This is a genomic window from Mesorhizobium sp. USDA 4775, from assembly GCF_054062655.1.
The window spans coordinates 1970882-1986660 of the sequence record NZ_JBSSFM010000001.1 but is presented as its reverse complement, the minus strand read 5'-3'; the positions used below and the strand labels follow the sequence as shown (position 1 = coordinate 1986660).

The 15779-nt window shown below is 61.2% G+C and carries 16 protein-coding genes; 14 read left to right on the top strand and 2 right to left on the bottom strand.

Annotated elements, in window-relative coordinates; genetic code table 11:
- Positions 1-91 precede the first annotated feature (91 nt).
- From cpaB to ACVILI_RS09615, 10 genes are all read left to right on the top strand, one after another.
- Positions 92-1156 carry a Flp pilus assembly protein CpaB gene (gene cpaB / locus ACVILI_RS09660; protein ID WP_457102420.1) on the top strand — a complete coding sequence of 355 codons (1065 nt, stop codon included), beginning with the start codon at positions 92-94 and terminating at the stop codon, positions 1154-1156.
- Between the two features lie 54 nt (positions 1157-1210).
- A complete protein-coding gene (locus tag ACVILI_RS09655) occupies positions 1211-2656 on the top strand; it encodes a type II and III secretion system protein family protein (protein ID WP_038644587.1) in 1446 nt (481 codons plus the stop codon).
- Positions 2643-2948 carry a hypothetical protein gene (locus ACVILI_RS09650; RefSeq protein ID WP_038644585.1) on the top strand — a complete coding sequence of 102 codons (306 nt, stop codon included), beginning with the start codon at positions 2643-2645 and terminating at the stop codon, positions 2946-2948. The genes ACVILI_RS09655 and ACVILI_RS09650 overlap by 14 nt, the downstream gene beginning before the upstream one ends.
- Positions 2949-3027: 79 nt before the next feature.
- The gene (locus tag ACVILI_RS09645) at positions 3028-4530 is read left to right on the top strand and encodes a TadE/TadG family type IV pilus assembly protein (protein WP_038644583.1); all 1503 of its coding nucleotides are present in this window, start codon (positions 3028-3030) and stop codon (positions 4528-4530) included.
- A gap of 5 nt (positions 4531-4535) precedes the next feature.
- Positions 4536-5078, top strand: coding sequence for a TadE/TadG family type IV pilus assembly protein (locus ACVILI_RS09640; RefSeq protein ID WP_223217872.1), 543 nt, complete (start codon positions 4536-4538; stop codon positions 5076-5078).
- A 2-nt stretch (positions 5079-5080) separates the two neighbouring features.
- Positions 5081-5716 (top strand): TadE/TadG family type IV pilus assembly protein, encoded by a 636-nt coding sequence (locus tag ACVILI_RS09635; protein ID WP_240565066.1) that lies wholly within the window; start codon positions 5081-5083, stop codon positions 5714-5716.
- Positions 5713-5997, top strand: coding sequence for a hypothetical protein (locus tag ACVILI_RS09630; protein ID WP_457102419.1), 285 nt, complete (start codon positions 5713-5715; stop codon positions 5995-5997). The genes ACVILI_RS09635 and ACVILI_RS09630 overlap by 4 nt, the downstream gene beginning before the upstream one ends.
- Positions 5998-6019: 22 nt before the next feature.
- Positions 6020-6877, top strand: a complete 858-nt coding sequence (locus tag ACVILI_RS09625) for an AAA family ATPase (protein ID WP_457102418.1) — start codon at positions 6020-6022, stop codon at positions 6875-6877.
- A complete protein-coding gene (locus ACVILI_RS09620; protein WP_038644578.1) occupies positions 6861-7451 on the top strand; it encodes a L,D-transpeptidase in 591 nt (196 codons plus the stop codon). Before ACVILI_RS09625 ends, ACVILI_RS09620 begins: the two co-directional genes overlap by 17 nt.
- On the top strand, positions 7448-8023 hold the full coding sequence (locus ACVILI_RS09615) for a hypothetical protein (RefSeq protein ID WP_038644576.1): 576 nt from the start codon (positions 7448-7450) through the stop codon (positions 8021-8023). Before ACVILI_RS09620 ends, ACVILI_RS09615 begins: the two co-directional genes overlap by 4 nt.
- Before the next feature lie 88 nt (positions 8024-8111).
- On the opposite strand, the gene ACVILI_RS09610 is transcribed toward ACVILI_RS09615, so the two are convergent.
- Positions 8112-8648 carry a hypothetical protein gene (locus tag ACVILI_RS09610; RefSeq protein WP_038644574.1) on the bottom strand — a complete coding sequence of 179 codons (537 nt, stop codon included), beginning with the start codon at positions 8646-8648 and terminating at the stop codon, positions 8112-8114.
- Between the two features lie 455 nt (positions 8649-9103).
- On the opposite strand from ACVILI_RS09610, the gene ACVILI_RS09605 reads away from it, so the two are divergent.
- From ACVILI_RS09605 to ACVILI_RS09590, 4 genes are read left to right on the top strand one after another with little or no spacing between them, the layout of a single operon-like run.
- Positions 9104-10552, top strand: a complete 1449-nt coding sequence (locus tag ACVILI_RS09605; RefSeq protein WP_081295854.1) for a TolC family protein — start codon at positions 9104-9106, stop codon at positions 10550-10552.
- Between the two features lie 40 nt (positions 10553-10592).
- The gene (locus tag ACVILI_RS09600; protein ID WP_019860379.1) at positions 10593-12725 is read left to right on the top strand and encodes a type I secretion system permease/ATPase; all 2133 of its coding nucleotides are present in this window, start codon (positions 10593-10595) and stop codon (positions 12723-12725) included.
- A gap of 45 nt (positions 12726-12770) precedes the next feature.
- On the top strand, positions 12771-14060 hold the full coding sequence (locus ACVILI_RS09595) for an HlyD family type I secretion periplasmic adaptor subunit (RefSeq protein ID WP_038644570.1): 1290 nt from the start codon (positions 12771-12773) through the stop codon (positions 14058-14060).
- A complete protein-coding gene (locus ACVILI_RS09590) occupies positions 14050-14691 on the top strand; it encodes a ribbon-helix-helix domain-containing protein (RefSeq protein ID WP_019860381.1) in 642 nt (213 codons plus the stop codon). Before ACVILI_RS09595 ends, ACVILI_RS09590 begins: the two co-directional genes overlap by 11 nt.
- 85 nt (positions 14692-14776) lie before the next feature.
- Here ACVILI_RS09590 and ACVILI_RS09585 read toward each other — a convergent pair whose 3' ends face one another.
- Positions 14777-15721: a transglutaminase-like cysteine peptidase gene (locus ACVILI_RS09585; RefSeq protein WP_038644568.1), complete on the bottom strand. Its 945-nt coding sequence runs from the start codon at positions 15719-15721 to the stop codon at positions 14777-14779.
- Between the last annotated feature and the right edge of the window lie 58 nt (positions 15722-15779).

Genomic DNA, 15779 nt, shown 5'->3' with positions numbered 1-15779 from the left:
GGCCTGGGCGCAAAATGCTTGGGCCTGCCTCTTTTCAACCAGAGACAGGCGACCCTTGGGGGGCACGTAGTCGATTGAGTGGGTTGGGGTTATGCGCGCAAATACCGTCATCATGATCCTCCTCGCCGGCGTGTTCGGCGTGCTTGCAGTGGTGCTCGCCAATATCTGGCTGGCCAATCAGCGCAGCGCGCTGGCGCAGACGAACGATATCCAGCGCGATACTGTCGTGGTAGCGGCTGTTGCGCTGAAGTTCGGCGACACCCTGTCCGCCGACAAATTGCGTGAAGTCGCGTGGCCTGCAGGCGCGGTTCCGGCCGGCGCATTCAGGACGGCAGAGGAACTTCTCACCAAGGACCTTCCGGCTGGCGGCGGCTCCAAGCAGGCGTTGCAGTCGATCGGTGTCAACGAACCGGTCCTTGCCACCAAGATAACCGGCCCGGGCCAGCGCGCCACGCTTTCGGCGGTGCTTGCCGAAGGCATGAAGGCAGTTTCCATCCGCGTCAACGACGTGCTTGGTGTCGCCGGCTTCGTCTTCCCGGGAGACCGGGTCGATGTGCTGCTGACGCGCACCGTGCGTGACAGTGACGGCACGGACCAGAGTTTTGTCGACGTGCTGCTGCAGGGCATGAAGGTGCTCGCCGTCGACCAGGTGGCCGACGAAAGCAAGGACAGCCCGACCGTCGTCAAATCGGTCACGCTCGAGGCCAGCACCAAGGACGCGCAGAAGCTGACGCTCGCGGCAGGCGCCGGCCAATTGTCGCTTGCGCTTCGCCAGGCCGCCGCCAGCAAGGGCGAAACGACCGAGCGGGTGACGCTTTCCGACCTGACCGGCGAAATGCCGGCCGACGTCGCCAAAAAGCAAGCCGAACTGGCCAGGCAGGCAGCGGCCGACGCTGCTGCGGCAGCCGAACGTCAGCGCGCGGAAGATGCACAGAAGCGCGCCGACGACAAGATTGCAGGATTGGCACAGGCCGTGGACCGGGTGGGCAGCAAGCTCGACGAGTTGGGCAAGGTCAAGCCGACTCCGGCCGTGGCCTCCGCGCCGGAAGCCCGGGAAGTTGTCAAATATGTCACACCTGAGCCGCCCTCTCGTGCCACCGTGGGTGTTTTCCGGGGTGTGAAGCTCGAGACATATGACGTGCCGCGACAACCGTGATAAGCTGCAGCTAATAAAATGGGGTTGCCATAGGCAGCAATCGGGGAGACGGGGATGCAGGGGTTTTGGGTAAGGATGGCGGCGGTCGCGCTGTCCTGTTTCGCGACGCTGCCGACGTGGAGTCTCGTGGCCGAGGCCGCAGACCGCTTCATTGATGTGTCGAATCCCAGCGTCCATCGTGTTTTCCTGCCGATGTCGCAGTCGGTGACGATCGCGGTGAACGCCACACTTGGCGATATCGTCGTCGGTGACGAAAAAATCGCCGACGCGCAGCCGATGACCGACCGCACGCTCTATGTCATCGGCAAGGGGGCCGGCACCACCACGGTCAATCTGTTTTCAACGGATAAGCGTTCACTCGGCGTCATCCAGATCGAGGTCGGCGTCGACGTCAGCGACATGGCGCAGGCGATCCGCCAGGTGGCGCCGAGGTCGCGCATCGAAGTCGCCTCGGTCAACGGCAGGGTCAGGCTTGGCGGTCATGTCAAGGACGGCGCCACGCTGGCGGCGATCATGGCGGTTGCGCAGCAATATGGTCCCGACGCCATCATCAACTCCGTGATCGTCGACGACAGCCAGCAGGTCAATCTGGAAGTGCGCGTGCTGGAGGCCAAGCGCAATGCTGGCCGCGACCTGGGCGTGTCGATCAGGAGCACAAACAGCCGGGGTACGACTCAAGTCGGAACCGGTATTACCGCCGTCGACAAGGACAATGTGGTGCTGGGCACCGGCGGTTTTCTCAGCGACCTCCTGTCCACCTCTACTCCCTTCGGAGCGCTGCTCACCCGCGTCATCGACAGCAACATCAAGGTCGATCTGTACATCGAGGCGCTTGAGGCCAAGGGCGCGGTGCGCACGCTTGCCAATCCCAATCTCACCACGCTCTCCGGCGAGCAAGCAAGCTTCAACGCCGGTGGCGAAGTTCCTATCCGAACTCTCGACAAGAACGGCGAGATCAGCATCGTCTACAAGCAATTCGGCGTCAATCTTCTGTTCACGCCGGTCGTGCTCGACGACGGCAAGATCCACATGAACCTGGCGCCGGAAGTCAGCGACCTGAACGGCTTCACCACCGCCGGCGACCCGATTTTCACCAACCGCAAACTGTCCACCGTCGTCGAATTGCGCGACGGCCAGAGCTTCGCGGTCGGCGGGCTTTTGTCCAGCAGGACCACCAAGCTGCAGAACCAGGTGCCATGGCTCGGTCAGGTGCCGGTGATCGGAACGCTGTTCCGCAATTCGAGCAACCAGAAGGAAGAGACGGAACTGGTCGTCATCGTCACGCCGCACATCGTGCGGCCGGTGAAGCCCGGCGAACAGCTGGCAACGCCTTTCGACAAGACGCGGCCCGCCAACGACCCGGAATTCTTCGTGCTCGGTCAGCTCGAAGTGAACAAGGACATGATCCGGAAATATGAAACGGGCGACGGCGTCACCGGCCCCTATGGCCACATGCTCAACTTCAAATCGAAGGACAAGATGCTCTATGTCAAAAAATAGCGCCTTGATCCTCGTCCTGAGCGCCGGTCTGCTGACGGGCTGTGCGGCGGACTATTTGAATCACTACGATTCAGTGACCTTGGCCGCGGGCGACTCGCAGAAGTACAATTCGCTTCTGCAGACGGTCGATCCGTTCAACCCGGCCTCCAGGAATACACACATAGGAGGCGATGGTGCGCGCGCAGCCGCTGTTGCCAACAACTACAAATTTCCACCACCACCGCCGCCACCGCCTGCCATCACGGTCAATGTCGGCGGGGCGGGGTCGGGTGTGACGACGACGACGCCGTAAACTGAAACGGAAGGATGCGGTTTCAGCGCGCCAGGCCATACGAGGAAACCTGGCGTCAGGGGAGCAAAGAGTAAGAGCCATGCTGCGAACCATTCGCGCGTTCTGGCACGATCAGAGGGGAATAGCGCTGCTCCTCGTCAGCGTTACGCTGCCGGCGATCATCGGCTTTTCGCTGTTGGCGATCGACATGAGCCGGGTCAACAATTTGCATAACGACCTGCAGAAGGGCGCCGATGCCTTTGCGTTGGCCGGAGCCGCCGAGCTCGATGGCTTGCCCGGCTCATGGGCTAGGGCCGAACGCGCCATGGCGACATTGGTTGCCAACCAGGCCGCATTCTCGACCGTTGGCGCCAATGGTCGGTTCACTTTGACGTCCGGGCAACCGGGCGGCACCGCACAGTGCAACAGCGCCGGCAACATTTCGTGGTGTTTCCTCAAGAGCTTACCCGCAACAGACGGAGCCCCGGTCACCAGCGCAAATTATGCCAATGCAACGCAATCCATCGGCGAAGATGAAACTGCTTTCATTGAAGTGAAGGTGGCGCCGACCGGTTTCGCCGCAATATTCCCGGCGTCGTTTCTGACGGGCAATTCGGCCAGTAACGGTTTCAACGTTGCAGCCCGGGCGACTGCCGGGTTCACGTCGGGCGTCTGCGATTACACGCCCGTTTTCATGTGCAATCCGTATGAGGACACATCCATCACCGGCGGCGTCACGCTCGAACAGGCGGCACAATCCAGGCAATACCGTCGCCGTCAGATCGTGCTGCGCGGCGACGGATCTTACTTTCCCGGCAACTTCGCTTTCCTGGCTTCACCATTTGGCAATGGCGCCAATCAGCTCGAAAAGATGCTCGCCGACTCCAAGCCGCAGAATTGTTATTCGCGCGACGGCGTCAATACCGAGCCTGGACAGAATGCCGGGCCTGTAGAGAATGGCATCAACTCGCGCTTCGGCATCGATTCGTCAAACTATTCGGACGGACCTGGAGTCAATGTGCGCAAGGGTGCCAAGAACGGCAGCCAGTTCGTCAAGAGCAACAAGGTCGACTACGAAACAGACCCGACAAAGGGTGTCGGGCTTGAGCGTGACTCGTGCCAGATCGCCGGCAACTGCACCTTGATGGGCGGCCGCATGGGCGACGGTAACTGGAATTTCGCGCGCTACTGGGCCGCCAATCATCCCACACGTGCCGTGCCATCGGCTCTATCCGGAACCGGCGCCAATCTCCCGACACGTTATGAGGTCTATCGCTACGAGATCGACAACAATATCTCTCAGGACGCCGCAGTCGGTGGCGAAACGGGTGTCCCGCCTGCGGCGGCAGGCACCCCGATCTCGATCCCAGACCGCCGGTTGCTGTACGGCGCAATCCTCGACTGCAATGCGCTTCAGGCTTCGGGCACGAATTTCAGCGGCCGCCAGACGGGGATTCCCGTGAGGAGGTTCGGTAGCTTCTTCATCACCGAGCCTATCAAGGACGGGAAGAATATCTACGTCGAGTTGGTCGACATCACCGGCAAAGGCGGCAACGGTACGCTCGACAACTATCTGCGCGACGAAGCGCAGCTCTATCGGTGACCGCGATGTTCAAGATGCTGTCCCGATATCTCAGTCGATTTCGTCGCGATCAACGCGGCGCGGTGATTGTCGAGATGACACTGATCACGCCGCTGATGCTGGTCTTGTCGGCGGGAGTGTTCGAGTTCGGCAACCTGATCCATGACAAGCTGCTGATGGAGGCCGGGCTTACAGACGCCGCTCGCTATGCCGCGCGCTGCAACAGTCAGTTGTATACCGACTCCGGGCTGGCGGCGATCAACTGTACCACCATTGCCGCCAACATCGCCGTCTACGGCAAGCCATCTGTAACCGTTGTCAACGGCGTCGTGACCGACACTCCGCGCGTCAGCGGCTGGCAGACATCTAATGTCACCGTGACCACCAACAACTCCTGCCAGGATACCGTGGTGGGCGGCGTTACCCAATATCGCTCCACCACGGCACAAGTCTGCACCGTGCGCGCATCCGGTACCTACCCGTACACCGGTGTCGGGATGCTTGCGTTCATCGGCATCGGGCCGATCACGCTTCAGGGCTCCCACGACGAGCGGTTGATCCGGTTCTGACCATGATCCAGCGTTTCGCAAAATCAGAAGACGGCGCGGCGATGGTGGAAATGACCATCGTATCGACGCTGCTGTTCTCGCTTGTCCTGGGCTTCGTCGATTTCGGCTATGCGTTCTACCAGTGGAACGCGGCCACCAAGGCGGTGCAGGTCGGCGCCCGGCTGGCGGCGATATCGGATGCGGTGGCAACCAACCTCGCGACCGCGGGTCCGATCTCGTCTCCCGGCGCCCCGATTGTCGCCGGCGCCTATGGTCCCTTCGTCTGCACCTACACCGCCGGCACGGGCGGCTGCAGCAACGGCGGCGGCTTCAGCGCCGCCAATTTCAGTCGCATCTTTCGTGGCGACACCCTAAACACCAATGATGACGCCTGTCCCAATCTGGCCACAAACCAGCGGCCGGGCATGTGTCACTTCTTCCCGGGCTTGCTGCGCAGCAACGTCGTCGTCACTTACTCGGCCACCGGCCTTGGCTATCAGACCCGGTTAAGCGGTCCGGTGCCGACAATCACCGTCAGCCTGCAGAACAGAACCTTCCAGTTCTTCTTCCTCCAGGGACTGATGGGTTTCGGCAACATCAACATGCCCTCCATGCTGAGCACGGTTACGGGCGAAGACATCAAGAGCACCTGGCCATGAATGCCATCAACACCAAGGTTACACCGACCAAGCGCAAGCAGGTGGCGCTGTTTTCGTCGGATCCGAATTTCAAGCGCGACGTGGCGACGCGGCTCGATGCGCTGGCGATCTATGACGTCAGGGTTTCCGAGACGGACGATTTTCTCAAAGGTCCGCCGGCCGATACGCGTCCCGGCATCGTCATCCTCGATCTCGGCGGTGGAGAGTTGCTGGGCAAGGCCGGCATCGTCGAGGCGCGCGCGCTGTGGACGACGGTGCCGCTGATCGCGGGTTTCCGATGAGCTGACGTCGGAACAGACGCGCGTGCTGGTGCGCATGAACGCCTCGGACTGGCTGCACAAGCCGCTAGACGGCAAGGAACTGCTCAATGCGGTGACCTTCCACGATACCGGCAACCAGGGCACGAAAAGCCGGATCATCACCTTCATCAGCGCCAGCGGTGGCGCCGGTGCCACGACGCTCGCTTTGTCGGCGGCCGAATTCCTGGCCTCGAAATCGGCCGAGCGCGCGGCCTCGACCTGCCTGGTCGATCTCGACTTCCAGAGCGCCAATTGCGGCGCCTATCTCAATCTGTTCAACCAGTTCGACCTTGCGGGCATTATCAATCAGCCGGAAAGGCTCGATGTCGAGCTGATGGATGTCATCAAGCTCACGCGCCCGTCCGGTCTCACCCTCTATGCGTTCGAGAGGCCGCAACTGCCCTTCGAGCCGCACGGCAGCGATTTCGTCTTCCGGCTTCTGGACCTCGTCGCCTACCGCTTCGACGACATCGTCATCGACCTGCCCAATATCGAAACGCCCTGGCACAATTCGGTGCTGTCGACCAGCGACGAGATCTTCATCGTCTTCGAACTCAACGTCGCTTCGCTGCGGCAAGGCAAGCGGCTCTACAAGAAGATCCGCGAACTGCGCGGCAATGCGGTCAGCATCACGCTGGTCGCCAACAAGCACAAGCGCAAATGGTTCGGGAACCATTTTTCGCGCAGCGAGCTCGAGAAGATATTCAAGGCGCCGCACATCAAATCGGTCGCGCTGGACAACGCCCTTCTGACCGATGCCTTGAACCGGGCGATCCTACCCTCCGAAGTGGACGGCAGGGCGCGCTTCAACAAGGATCTGAAGAAGATGTTCAAAGAGCGGCTCGATGACGCTGCCCGGTAGAGATGGCCTCGTCTCCAGGCTGGCCGGCACCTGCCTGCTCGGCCTGGTGCTGGCGATGTCCGCCCAGGGCTTCGCCGAGGCGCGGTCGGGGCTCTCGGATCGGCCGCCGCTGCCGGCGATGGGCCCCAGCCTGCGCAAGGCGGTTGCCTTTGCGACCACCGAGCAGCCGGGAACGATCATCATCCGCAAGAGCGAGAAGGCACTTTACCTGGTGACCCGCCAGGGCCAGGCATTGCGCTACCAGATCAGCGTCGGGCGTGACGGATTTGGCTGGACCGGGGTGGTGAAGGTCGGCGCCAAGACGGAATGGCCGCAGTGGCGCCCGCCCCGGGAAATGCGCGCCCGCCAACCGGAACTGCCGGAGTTGGTGCCTTCGGGTCCCTATAACCCCTTGGGCGCGCGGGCGCTGTATCTGCTGCGGGACGGACACGACACGCTCTATCGCATCCATGGCACCAACGATCCCTCAGGCGTGGGATTCGATGGCACGTCGGGCTGCTTTCGCCTTACCAACACGGATGTGATCGATCTTTTCAAGCGCGTGCCAGTTGGCACCAAGGTGGTGGTTCAATGACGACGATCAGCGACCCGCATGTACCGACTGTCTCGGCCGAGCCGATTGAACCGCAACTGCTCGGCAAGGATGCGAGCCGGTCGCGGCTGGCCGTCGTCGTCGGCGTTGGATTGACCCTGTTTGCCGTGCTGAACGCAACCGCCGCCATCTACCTCTATCGAGGCATCAACGACCTGCGTACCGTGGAGGGACGGCTCGAGGAACTCGGTGCGTTCGAGCAGCGGATCGTTGCCCGGCTCGATACGGTCAACAACGGTTTTCAAAGCCGATTTGAACGGCTGGACAGCCAACTGCAGGGCAATTTCAACGAAATCAACGGCAGCATATCCAGGTTGGCACAAAACCCACCCTCGGCGCGCGACGACAGCAGCATCGGCGCGGCTGAACCCGTCGTCGTCACCAGCACCGTGGCGGACGCTTCTTCCGACAACAGCGATGTCGCGGCCGAACCCGCGGCTGTCGAGACGCCACGGCCAATCAAGCGCAGGAGTGCCGCACCCCCTGGCCCGAACCCCGCCTACCAGCGAACGGAGACGCCGGACGGCAAGGTCTATTATCGCAAGATCAACTGAGGCGTATCGGGGTTCCGGTGAAGCCGGACTGAAGTGAGCCTCATGCAGTTGCCGACGTCCGGACGTTTTCGAAACGCCCCATGCCAGACTAAAGATCCCGTCCCAAAGTCATGAGCCGCAGGGCCAGACACTCACCGCGCAGTCGCGTCTCGCGAAGGAACGCGACATGACAGTACGCGCAGGCCGCGAAGCCCAGAACGAGCACCAGGCTGTTCTGCCAAGTAAAATCGATCTTCAGGGCGAATTGGAGGCCGTTGGACATCGGAAATGCCGCGACCGTGCTCGCCGTCTCCGAATGACTGCTGGAAGCGATCATCAGTCCGGCAAAGAGCAGCGCGACGTGGTTGGCCAGGAAGAAGGCGGCCGCCGGTCTCACCCGGCAAGCGCTCCAGAACACCAGTGCCGCGGCAACCAGGATGACGGCATCCAGGGCCATCGAACCATAGAGATACGGGTCGATCTGTTGCCAGAACATCGCCGACAAGGGGCGCAGTTCAAGCCAGATCCTCCACATTGCGGGGCTTGCGGGATAGCTCCCGAGCAGCATGGTCGCTATTCGCTCGCAGGCCAAAACGACCAGGATGAAAGCCGGAAAAGCGAAGAGTAGTATCGGCCTGCGCTTCATTTTGACCTCGACAATCTGGCATCAGCATAGATTGCAGAGATTGAGCGAGGCTTAACGCAAGGGCGCCACTATGCCCGTGCTTGGCAGTTCATTCGGGCAGCCCTCAATCCAGTATCGGCCCTTGATGCCGTGGTCGCATGGTCTTGGCCGAACGCCGTCCAATTTCCACGGCTGCCTTCCGGCCATGCAGGCGTCATACGATTCTGCCGGCATTGAGCCGTATCTGCGTCTGGACTTTTTCCACGCCAGGCGGCGTTTGGCTGAAGCCGCGGCCAACCCATTTTGTGCCATTTTTGCTACATTTCCCAACCTTGTGGATCAGGTGCGTGATTTAGGCTCCCCTAAATTAATAATAACTCACATATTTTCTTGAAATTGTTGGATAGTTGCCTGAGACAGGCTCAGGCTTGGGTCAGCGCCCGCAAGGGCGCAGGGGAAACGTTGGGGCGGGTTAGATGAATACGAGAAGCATCTCGACTGTGGGCAAGCGCCTAGGTCTTTTGATGGCGGCTACGATGCTGACATGCGCAAGTGCGAGTGCGCTTACGCTCAAGGAAGCGATGGCGGTTGCGGTCGAATCCAATCCTGAAATCGGCCAGGCCATAGAAAATCGCGAAGCAATCGAGTTCGAGCTGCGTCAGGCCAAGGGCCTCTATCTTCCCAGCGTCGACGTGGAAGCGTCGGCCGGGGCTCGCCGTCTCGACAATTCCTCCCGACGCGCGCTCTCGATAGAGGATGACGCACTTTATCCGGCGGAAACCGATCTGACGGTTTCGCAGACGCTCTATGACAGCGGCGCAAGGCGGGCCGAATTGAACCGCCAGGCCTCGCGCGTCGACGGCGCGTCGTTTCGTGTGCTGGAGCGGTCTGAATTCATCGGACTCTCGGTTGTCCAGGACTACCTCGAATACATGCTTCAGGCTTCGATCGTGGCAGAGGCAAAGAAGAACCTGGGCTTTCACCAAGCAATCCTCCACGACATCCAGGAAGGCATTGCTGGCGGTGGCTTGAACGAGGCCGACCGGCAACAGGCCGAAGAGCGCCTGTTTGCGGCCAAGGCCCGCATGCAGGAAGCCTCGGAGGAGCTGGAGGCCTCGAGGATCCGGTTCTTCAAGACCGTCGGGAAGCCGTTGACCAATGCATCGAGGCCGGCCGATGTTTCCGGCACGCTGCCAAGGTCGCTGGACGATGCGATTGGCCTTGCGCGGGAGAGCAATCCGCGCGTCCATATGGCCAACAGCGATATCGCCGCCGCGGCCTCGCTGGTGGATGCGGCTCGCGCGAAATACGGCCCCTCGATCGTCGCCGAAGGCGTCGCCCGGGCTGGGTATGACATCGACGGTGACAATGGCGACACATCCGATCTGCAGGCACGCCTGGTGCTGCGGTGGAACTTGTATCGGGGCGGCATCGACAAGGCCAATGAGCAGGAGCAGATCCGTCGCACCAGCGAGCAGCGGCTTGCGCAGCACCAGGTGCTGCGGGAAATCGAAGAAGCCGTTCGCACATCGTGGGATCGCCGCTTCCGGCAAGCCGACCTGGCAAAGACGCTGAAGCTGCAGGCCGCTTCCAACGAGAAGCTGGTCGCGTCCTATCGCGAGCAATTCAAGGTCGGGCAGCGCTCGTTGCTCGATGTGCTGGATGCGCAGAATACGCGTTTCAACACGGCGACACTGGCCGACACCGCATCCTACGCCTCTCTCTTTGCCCAATACCGGCTTCTCGCGGCCACCGGGCAGTTGCTGAAAACGATGGACATCCGCCCGCCAAAACAGGCCGCGGCCTATGCGCGGACCGAGTTCGGCGCACCGGAAACGGCCGACACGGAAACCTATGCGCGCACGCCGTCGGAACAGAAGAACGACCTGCCATTCGATATCCTGGCACCGGTCAGGAAAAAGTAAGCGGATGTAAGGACCGATCGAAAGTCCCTAAGGGCAGATCGTGAATCAGCAACCCAACATCCTCTCCCCGAAGGAGGCGTTCAAGGCCTGCTTCTCGGCCATTGCCGGGTATCTCGGCAGGCCGAGCGCGCAAACGGTGCTGTTCGCCGGCGTGCCGCTGTCGGACACGCGTATCGACATCGAAGCCATCCGGCATATTGCCGAGCGCATCGGCCTCGAAATCACCGAATTCAGCCATCGCGAGTTTCTTCGGGGACGCATCGACCTCCCCGCCATCGTGTTTCGCGTCAGTCAATTGCCGGTTGCCCTGCTGGCCGAAACGGAGGACGGCGCATTCACGACCGCTCCCCAGGAAGACGGCCGCGTAACCATCACGAAATCCGAATTGGCCGCCAGCTACATCAGTGGCGGCGTTTCCTTCTCGATAACATATGCCAACACTGCCGAAGGGATGAATGTCGGTTCGGCGCCGAAGATCGAGCGGCGACATTGGCTGACGGGAACGATGGGTCCGTTCTGGCGCACCTATTCGAAGGTTATCCTGGCGGCAATCTTCATCAACATGCTGGCCATCGCCTCGCCGATCTTCACCATGAACGTCTATGACAGGATCTTGCCGAACAAGGCGATATCGACGCTATGGGTGCTGTCGATCGGCATCGCCGCGGTCATCCTGTTCGACCTGCTTCTGAAGACCGCCAGAGCGTCCCTCATCGACTATGCCGGGCGCAAGGCGGATCTGCGCATTTCCTATTTGCTGTTCGAGAAAGTGCTGAACTCGTCCCTGTCGGCGCGGCCAGGCTCGACAGGCGAATATGCAAATCGGGTGACGCAGTATGAATTCGTGCGCGAATTCTTCACGTCCAACACCATCAGCGTGTTTATCGACACCGCCTTCGTGTTCGTCTTTCTCCTGGTCATCTATGCGATCGGCGGATGGCTGGTCATCATACCGGCGCTGGCCTTTGTGGCTTCCGTGATCGTCGGGCTGATCACGCAACAGCGCATCGGCAAGCGTGTCGCGGCCTCCATGAACGAGGCCTCGCAACGGCAGGCCCTGCTGGTCGAATCCATCTCCACGCTGGAGACGATCAAGTCGCTGCGGGCCGAGGCGTATCTGTTGCGAAAATGGGGAGAGCATTCCAAGAACGCGTCCAACACATCCGAGAAGATCAAGCAGCTTTCGGCCGCCGCTGGCAACATAACGCAAGCCATCCAGCAGATGGTCACCGTCGCCCTGATCGTGGCCGGCGCCTACGCCTTCTCGGAAGGACACGTCTCCACCGGAGCCATTATCGGCACCGTGATGCTGGCCAGCCGGGCGGTGTCTCCACTCGGCCAGATCGCCATCACCTTGTCCAGGCTTCGCCAGGCCATGCTCTCCCTGCGCATGGTGAACTCGATCATGGCGCAGCCGGAGGATCGCCCGGATACGGTGGGTTTCGTCAACCGGCCCATTCGCAACGGCGCCATGGTGTTCAGAAATGTCGGCTTTGTCTATCCGGGCTCCGAGAACGAGGTCCTGACCGGTCTGAATTTCTCGGTGAAGCCAGGTGAGCGCATCGGCATCATCGGCCGCATAGGTTCGGGAAAGACAACGATGGGCCGGCTGATCGGCAGGCTCTTCCTGCCGACATCAGGCGAGCTGCTGTTGGACGGGATCGACATCCGCCAATACCACCCTTCGGAGGTTCGCGCCGCGGTCGGGATCGTCGCGCAGGCCAACGATCTGTTTTCGGGCACCATCAAGGAAAACCTCCTGATGGCATGTCCGGAGGCGACCGATGAGCAGATCGTCGAAGCGGCAAAGGCTGCCGGCGTCGACGATTTCGTCTCCCGTCACCCGCGTGGCTACGACATGAATGTCGGCGAGCGCGGCACCAATCTCTCGGGCGGCCAGAGGCAGACGATGGCGATTGCCCGTCTGTTGCTGACCAAACCGAAAATCGTCTTCCTGGACGAGCCGTCGGGTTCGATGGACCTGGCTTCCGAGCGGCAGCTGATCAAGCAGCTCAAAGTGGCTTTCGACCGGAACACGACGCTGATCGTTTCAACGCATCGCTTCAGCATGCTCGAACTGGCCGACCGTCTTATCGTCATCGAGCAAGGCAGGATCGTTGCCGATGGACCAAAGGACCAAGTGATACAGGCGCTGCAGAAAACAAGCACCTGAAAAACAGACTTATTGAACGCATTCAATGCGTTGGGGTTGTAGGACATGCTTGCAAGGGAAGACCGGCCGCCGCTTTTCGCGTCGGCGTCCTTGTTCATCATAGGGGCACTGTTTGTGTCTTCCGTCGCCTGGGCGTCCTTTGCCGAGGTCGACGAAATCGCGCGCGGCGAAGGCAAGGTCATACCGGCTTCCAAGACCCAGATCATCCAGGCCAGCGAGCCGGGCGTCGTTCAGGAAATTGCCGTGAAGATCGGGCAGATCGTCAAGAAGAACGATCTCATCATCCGCCTCGACAACACGATGAACACGTCCAGCCTCGGCGAGCAGCAGGCCAAGGCAAGGGCGCTCCGGACGCGCATTGCACGGCTGAAATTCGAGCAGACCGGCAATATCGACGGTCCATTTCCCTGTCCGGCCGAAATTCAGAAGGTCGCGCCGGAAATCTGCGACAACGAGCAGAAACTGCTCGTTGCGCGCCGTGACAACTTCCAGGTCAAGCTGTCGGTCCTCAAGTCGCGTCTCGGTCAGCGCCTGAACGAATTGGACGAAGCCAACGCCAATCTCGATCGCCTCACCAAGAATCTCGAAGTCAGCGACCGGGAAACGGCGCTGGTCGAATCCATGGTCAAGAAGGGGCTGATGGCCAGGACCGAGCAGATCCGCGTCGAGCGGGAGCAGACCGAACTGCATGGGCAGCTGAACCTCGCCGGTGAATCCATCAAGAAAGCCAAGGCGGCCATCACCGAAGCCCAGCTTCAAGTCAACGAGCTCGGCCTGCAGCTGCAACAGGAGGCGCTGAGCGACCTGACCCAGGCGCTGGCCGATCTTTCGGTCGTCGATGAGACCATACGCGGCGCCACCGACAAGGTGGCTCGCACGGACATCCGCTCGCCTGTCGACGGTATCGTCAACACGCTTGACATCAACACGGTCGGCGCCTTCGTGCAGCCCGGCGCGGTCGTGGCCGGCATCGTGCCCACATCCGAGACGCTGCTGGTCGAAGCGCGGGTTTCACCGCGCGATGTTGCCTTCATCCGGCCGGACCAGGACGCGCTGATCAAGATTACCGCCTATGATTTCTCGATCTTCGGCGGTATCGAGGGCAAGGTCTCCAACATCACCGCCGACAGCCTGGTCGACCAGAAGACGGGCGAGCCCTACTACCAGGTGCGCGTCGCAACCGAGAGGTCGACGCTGACGCGAGATGGCAAGACCTATTCGATCATCCCCGGCATGATCTGTTCGGTCGATATCAAGACCGGACGCAAAACCATCCTCACCTATCTGCTGAAGCCGATCAACAAGGCACGCGAGGAGGCAATGAGTGAACGATAGCGTCACGTCTCCCGCCGCCGATCGCGAGCAGCTGCTGCCGCCCATGGCGACTGAGGATTTCGGGCTGGAATTCCGGGTCGTGGCACGTGGCGGCACGCGACGCGGCATTCGTCTGGAGCGGGCGTTCTGGACCGCGCTGAAGCAGATGGCCGAAAGCCGCAAATGCACGATCGGCATGCTGATCGACGAGATCGCCGACAGCCATGCCCACACCGGAAACCTGACATCGGCAATCCGGGTGGCCTGCATGCGCGGACTGGCCGACGAAAACCAGACCTTGCGAAGGCTTGCGTCGATCAAGACGATCAACGCCATTCTGGTCGCCTGCCCGTCACCGGCTTTTGCGCTCTCATCGTCGAAGAGGATCCTGACCTTCAACGCGCCGTTCCAGCAGCTGGTCAGGCGCCAATTGCCGGTCGCGCCAAGCGAAGATGCGCGCCACGACCTGAAGCTTGCCCTGGATCTCAATGTCGCGGACATATTCGCGCGGCTCGACGCCAATGGCGAAACGCCGGTCGCCACCGGTTTCGTCATCGGCGCGGGCGACCGCCGCTACCGGGGGCAATTGAATGCGGCGCGGGCGCCGGTGCTCGAGCCGGAGCTGCTGATGGCCTTCGTCTTCGGCGGCTAGTGCATATCGCCCGAAAGTGACCCCAGTTCTGGGGAGAAGACATGAGAGCGAAGGCGTGCCGAACCGGGTGCTTCGCTTGGCTATGCTATGGCTGCAGGCCCTCGCCAGGTGCGACCGTCGCAAGTCCGCCCTTGATATCGGCGACTTGGGCCGCGCCGGGCCTGGTGCCGTGGATCCACGCTCGGTCGGTGCTGAACGAGTACAATGGCACGTAGTCTGGAAGATCGCTGTCCCGCGAGACGACGTTGCTCAGGCTGTCCAGAATGAAGACGCCGCTGCCGGTGCTGACAGACAGCACGGCATGAAAGAAACCGCGCTTGCGATCTTGCAAGACGACGAGCGACATGCTCTGCGCCGGAATGCCGGCACGCAGCAGCGCCGCCATCTTGAGAATGGCGAAATCCTCGCAGTCGCCCGCCCGCCGCTCGAGAATTTCGGAAGGTTTGGCCCAGTAGTCGAGCTTGCCGTAAACCACGCTGTCCTTCTTGTAGGCGATCGCGTGATTTATGCTTGAGTTGATGAAGGACAGCTTGTCGACAAACCGCTTGTCCTTGGCGGCGTTGACGATCGCGGTGAAGATGCTGTTCTTGCCGTCGCACGCAGTGCCCGCGGAACAGTCGACGATTGCCTTGTAGACCGGTGCCCAACGCGCGGAAACCGGAAAATTATGCATGGACAGCGCAACCGATCCGAACACGCCGGGAATGATCGCCGCCGTCTGGATGGGATCGATCCCGGCGTTGCCTTGCGCCGTCGAAAGGCCGGTTTCCTGACCGCTGGTGGCCGGACCGTAGCTGCCGAGAACCATGCCTATTCTGTAGGCCGAGGCCGGCTGCCAGGGCTGCCGCCGCAGCAGCGAAATGCCCCCGAGGACAGGAGGCGTTTCGACGTTCGCCAGCAGCGAATCGACACGATCGGCGCCGGCTGGGACCGTGCTGGCGAACGATGGATGCGACAGGCCGAAAATGCCGATTGCCAGCAGCAGCGCTTTGAGCCCGGTTGCCCCCAGGGCAGATTTTTCTTTTGTCATAACGCCCACCTTTGACTGTGGACGCTACCAATCTCGTCTCAAATTATTGGAAAAGAAG

Coding starts and splice junctions, on each gene's coding strand:
- cpaB (WP_457102420.1), top strand. CDS start 92: ATGCGCGCAAATACCGTCATCATGATCCTCCTCGCCGGCGTGTTCGGC.
- ACVILI_RS09655 (WP_038644587.1), top strand. CDS start 1,211: ATGCAGGGGTTTTGGGTAAGGATGGCGGCGGTCGCGCTGTCCTGTTTC.
- ACVILI_RS09650 (WP_038644585.1), top strand. CDS start 2,643: ATGTCAAAAAATAGCGCCTTGATCCTCGTCCTGAGCGCCGGTCTGCTG.
- ACVILI_RS09645 (WP_038644583.1), top strand. CDS start 3,028: ATGCTGCGAACCATTCGCGCGTTCTGGCACGATCAGAGGGGAATAGCG.
- ACVILI_RS09640 (WP_223217872.1), top strand. CDS start 4,536: ATGTTCAAGATGCTGTCCCGATATCTCAGTCGATTTCGTCGCGATCAA.
- ACVILI_RS09635 (WP_240565066.1), top strand. CDS start 5,081: ATGATCCAGCGTTTCGCAAAATCAGAAGACGGCGCGGCGATGGTGGAA.
- ACVILI_RS09630 (WP_457102419.1), top strand. CDS start 5,713: ATGAATGCCATCAACACCAAGGTTACACCGACCAAGCGCAAGCAGGTG.
- ACVILI_RS09620 (WP_038644578.1), top strand. CDS start 6,861: ATGACGCTGCCCGGTAGAGATGGCCTCGTCTCCAGGCTGGCCGGCACC.
- ACVILI_RS09615 (WP_038644576.1), top strand. CDS start 7,448: ATGACGACGATCAGCGACCCGCATGTACCGACTGTCTCGGCCGAGCCG.
- ACVILI_RS09610 (WP_038644574.1), bottom strand. CDS start 8,648: ATGAAGCGCAGGCCGATACTACTCTTCGCTTTTCCGGCTTTCATCCTG.
- ACVILI_RS09605 (WP_081295854.1), top strand. CDS start 9,104: ATGAATACGAGAAGCATCTCGACTGTGGGCAAGCGCCTAGGTCTTTTG.
- ACVILI_RS09595 (WP_038644570.1), top strand. CDS start 12,771: ATGCTTGCAAGGGAAGACCGGCCGCCGCTTTTCGCGTCGGCGTCCTTG.
- ACVILI_RS09585 (WP_038644568.1), bottom strand. CDS start 15,721: ATGACAAAAGAAAAATCTGCCCTGGGGGCAACCGGGCTCAAAGCGCTG.